General features: G+C 64.5%; 2 protein-coding genes and 1 pseudogene. 1 reads left to right on the top strand and 2 read right to left on the bottom strand.

Translation table 11 applies throughout. The features are described 5' to 3' along the window. Positions 1-240: 240 nt before the first annotated feature. Together AB0J09_RS62070 and AB0J09_RS62065 are read right to left on the bottom strand one after the other, a co-directional pair. Positions 241-429 (bottom strand): annotated as a pseudogene (locus AB0J09_RS62070) (IS5/IS1182 family transposase); the annotation flags it as partial. Positions 430-839: 410 nt separating this feature from the next. After that, complete coding sequence (locus AB0J09_RS62065) at positions 840-1,514, bottom strand: helix-turn-helix domain-containing protein (RefSeq protein WP_360713519.1); 675 nt, start codon at positions 1,512-1,514, stop codon at positions 840-842. Between the two features lie 125 nt (positions 1,515-1,639). Between AB0J09_RS62065 and AB0J09_RS62060 the strand changes: the two genes are divergently transcribed. Next, the gene (locus tag AB0J09_RS62060; RefSeq protein WP_360713517.1) at positions 1,640-2,047 is read left to right on the top strand and encodes a hypothetical protein; all 408 of its coding nucleotides are present in this window, start codon (positions 1,640-1,642) and stop codon (positions 2,045-2,047) included. Positions 2,048-2,552 lie beyond the last annotated feature (505 nt).

The raw sequence follows: 2,552 nt of genomic DNA, 5'->3' as shown, positions 1-2,552 counted from the left end.
TCAAGGTCACTGTCTGAAAGATCCTGTTCTCGCCCTGCTTGAGTCACAGAAGACTACTTCGTCCCCAGGTCTCACGAGAGTCTGACAGAGAGGGGCCCCCGGGTGCGTGCATGAGTAGCCCCTTACTCAGCCGCAGCGATGGGCCGGCCACCGTCTCCAGCGTTGTCGTGGCCAGTCCGCCGAGCAGTTCCGCGGACTTTGCCTGGAAAGCGGCCAGGACCTCGGTGGGCGGTGGGGGGCGTAGGCGGTGCTGCGGCCGATAGCGTTGTCGGCGGCCAACTGTCGGACCCGGGTTCCGTCCAGGAACCAGCGCAGCACCAGGACGGCCTGCTTGAACGAGCTGAGCGCCCGGGTGCCCGCGCGAGTCCCGATGCCGAGCCGGTGATCTGCGAGTTTGACCGCCAGGAACTCGACGGTGGATCGGCTGATCTCAAGGGTGGCGGTGTATGTAACGCTGGTCGGCACGTGAAGCCTCTGGTTCCGAAGTCGATCTGTCGCAAGACCACTTCCTACCAGTGGCTTTACGCTTGTCGATCATTGGGAGCACCCGCCACGCCGCCCCGACGGTCACGCTCCGTCGTGGGGATTACGCGGAAGGCTCAGTCGAGGTTGGGTGTAGTCACACGCTGGGTCCGTTGTTTAGCAACGAGAAGACGCAGAACCCCGGATGAAGGTGGTTCTCCTACAGATCGAGCGTTATTCGGAACGCGTTGGAACTGAACTATAGGTCCTGCCATTCCCGTCAGCACTGTCCGCCGATCTTGAGCAGGCGCTGCATGTCGGTGCGCGATCTTCTTCCCCCACGGTGTGGGTCATGAGGCGTTCGGGTTTGCTGGCCCCTATGTGCGGTCCTGAAGGGGAACTTGTTGGGGCAGCGGGAATAGTCGGCGCCACCTGTCGACTACCGAACGGTCCCCGTCCAATCGGGCCGCGCCGCTGGCGAGCACCTCGTTGAGGGGCTGGTTGGTACGGAGCAGGATGAGCAGCGTGGTCAGGTCGGTATCCAGGGTGACCTGGGGTCGGTCAGGCTCGCCCCGGCTGATGTCGATTCGTCCGTCGGCGATGGCCACCTGAAAGGTGTCCTCGTCAAGGCGAAGGGCGAGGGTCGCGGTGAACCCGGCGGCGGCGCGGGCGTCGAACAGTGCCTCGAGCGAAAGCAGCAGCGAGTCCACCCCGATCGGCGCGTCCAGGCGCATGCCCGGTGAGCGGCCGCCCCACCTGGCCAGGGATACCACGAGTGGTTCCAACTCGGCGCCCCAACGGGTCAGCTCGTACACCCAGGATGCGGCGGGTCGGGCCAGTCGGCGGCGGCGTACGACCCCTGCCGCGGCGAGGTCCCGTAGTCGCTGGGTGAGGATGTCAGTGCTGACCCCGGGTAGCCCGGACAGCAGGTCGGTGAATCGTTTGGGTCCGAGCAGCAACTCGCGAACCACCAGCAGCGCCCATCGCTCCCCGACCAGGTCCAGGGCGTGCGCGATCGCGCACCCATCGTCGTACTTTCTCTTACCCACCACGCAAGGGATGCTAGCAAAGCCCGTGGGAGAAGCCATCTTGAAGCTTGGTTTTTCGAAGTAGATACTGCTATTGTCCAATCGTCCGGCTCCGCTGGACCGAGACAGACGACTCAAGGAGGCAGCTCATGCCCGTGTTCACCATCGATGTCCCGCAGGGCGCGCCACTGGTCGCGAAGCAGCAGATGCTGAAGGAGATCACCGAGGCGCTCGACGAGGCGTACCAGATACCCGACACCCGGGGTTGGCTGCGCGAGTACCCGGTGGAGAACATCTCCCAGGACGGGCGGGTCGGTGCCGAACCGGTGCGGCCGGTCTGTTCGCTGGAGGCGCCGGAACTGTTCAGAATGGACGCCAAGCGCAAGCTGGTGCAAAAGATCGAGTCAGCCATTGCGGGCGCCTACCAGGGCATCGCCAACACCGACGAAGTACTGGTACTGATCAACGAGTACCCGCTGCACAACGTGGGGTGGCGAGCCAGCCTGCAATCAGACAAGCCGGAAATCGTGGCTGCCGTGACCCAGGCCAACGGCTAGCCCGGCGTGCCCAACCAGTCGCCCGCGGAGCCCACACGCCCAGCGGCGGCGGGCTCCGCAGGCGACTCCGGGTCGCCGCCCGGCCGCGTGCTATGCCCCGGGCCGAGAGCCGCCGCACATGACTACGCTCAGCGATCAGCAGCTTGCGCGGAATGGCTCAATACTGTTACGAACCGTCACAGCACGATTACAGTAATTGCTGGGAGTTATGACGACGAGGGGACCAAACCATGCGGCGTCGCACACTACTCGCGGCCGGGCTGAGTATCCCACTGGCGGCGCTCCAACGCGTCGACGACGCTCTGGTCGTACCCCCACCAACGGACTCCGTCGAGCCAGCACAGATCGCTGCCCGGAGACCGGGGTGGGCGCTCGCTTGAAAACCTTGGCGTCGTGGTGGGCGACCACTGAGCCTGAATCCACGGCGTGATTCCTGTTGATCGTTTTCTGGTCCAATTCCTCCACGAGGAACGATTCCCCAGGCAGAGGGGCTGTTTTCGGGTGT

The sequence above is a fragment of the Nonomuraea sp. NPDC049784 genome, assembly GCF_040659615.1.
GTDB lineage: Bacteria > Actinomycetota > Actinomycetes > Streptosporangiales > Streptosporangiaceae > Nonomuraea.
This window is presented reverse-complemented; position numbering and strand designations above follow the sequence as displayed.